Below are 1,655 nucleotides of genomic sequence, written 5' to 3' on the forward strand. Positions count from 1 at the left end.
TAGCTGTAGAACAGTTCATTGAACAGGTATACATCGGCAAATCCCGCTTTTAAGGATGGGTTTGCACTGATGTGGTTATGAAGAGTGTTTTCCAGTTCCTGCAAATATTTGAGTAGTTTTTTATTATCCTTCTTTTCTTTGACAACGGATACTAACTGTGACAATACCGAGATACGGACCACCGGATTTTCTGTCGGAGTGAGTAGCTGGTAGGCAGCCTCCAGTACTTCTATTCCTTTATCCCAGCGCTGGCTGCCGATATATGCATTACTCAAGCATTGATAGGCAGCCATACTACCCCGGTTACTATTCATTTGGGAGGCTTGCTGTTGCATCTTTTGAGATTCGTTGATAGCAAGTTCGTATTGTTCGTTGAATGTGTACAGGTCTATCTGGAAACGTTTGGCATCAAAGAAGTAATTCCATAAATCTGATTTCCGGGCATGAGGCTCCATTATGGTGAGCCATTTGGCTACACTGTCTTGATTATTACGATTGTAATAGTATAAAATATGGTAGTAAGCAGCCAGACCGGCATATTTGTCATTTCCCAGTTGCAATGCTTCTTTCATTAATGCATCCGAATATTGGATACATTGCTGGTTGTTTTGTTCTATTCTGATGATTTGATTGAGAACATTCAGCCGTGTCGTATCGTACGGTAATGTTTCCAACACCTTTATCAGGCTGTCGGATTCCAAAACAATCTTGGTGCTGGCTTTTCCGGTGAGGGTGCAGCATAATAGAAGGATCAGGAGCAGGACTTGTTTCATTCGGCTTCCTCCTTTCCTTGTTGCTCATGGTAAATGGGGTGTGTGAACAGGAAACGGGCTCCTTCCTCATAATTGGAGTCAATCCATATTTTGCCGCCCAGCTGCTCGATAATGAGTTGGCAGATAGACAGACCGAGTCCTGTCCCTTGAGCATTTTCATTCAGTTTCTCAAAACGGTTGAATATTTTATTCTGATTCTCCGGAGAGATACCGCAACCGGTGTCGGTCACGGAAAACAGTGCTATGTCTTCTGTCTGTTTTTCCAGTTCCATGGTGATGGAACCTTGCGGAGTAAATTTGGTTGCATTGATGAGAAGGTTGATTAATAATTGTTGTAACCTTGCATTGTCTGTCGTCAATTCTAATGAATGGAGAGAGGTCGAAAAACGGACGTTAGCATTCGTTTGTTTTATTTTCTCAACCATGTCGATAACGTTTCTGCATATTGCCACTGCATCACATCGCTCATATTTGAATTTCATCTTGCCTACTTCGAGACTGGACAAGTCGATTACGTCGTTAATCAGCTTGAGTAACAGTTCTGAATTTTGCTGAATAATATCGCTACACTGTTTCCGGGTCTCGTTGTCGATGGATTCTTCCGTCAGGATGGAGGAGAAGCCGGACAACGCATTGAGCGGCGTGCGAATTTCATGGCTCATGTTGGAAAGGAAAAGGCTCTTTGTCCGGATGGAATTTTCTTCTTGCTTTTTCACTTTTTCCAGTTCCTGCTGTGATTGGCGCAGTTTTTTATTTCCTCGTCTGACCAAAAGGATGAAAAATACAATCAGTATGACTATGGATAGGATGGTGAACCAGCTCCAGTAGAGGATTGTCTTCTGTCTGTTTAAGTTGTCCAGTTCATTTTTATCTATTTGGTAG

General features: G+C 42.4%; 1 protein-coding gene and 1 pseudogene. Both read right to left on the minus strand.

The genetic code is table 11. The features are described from left to right. A pseudogene (locus AB5935_RS25405) lies at positions 1-773 on the minus strand (sensor histidine kinase); the annotation flags it as partial. Continuing rightward, a partial coding sequence (locus tag AB5935_RS25410) for a sensor histidine kinase (protein WP_368327804.1) occupies positions 770-1,655 on the minus strand: 886 nt, incomplete at its 5' end. The gene AB5935_RS25410 and the pseudogene AB5935_RS25405, both read right to left, overlap by 4 nt.

The sequence above is a fragment of the Phocaeicola sp. RTP21198st1_B8_RTP21198_201120 genome (assembly GCF_040929485.1).
Taxonomy (GTDB): domain Bacteria; phylum Bacteroidota; class Bacteroidia; order Bacteroidales; family Bacteroidaceae; genus Phocaeicola; species Phocaeicola dorei.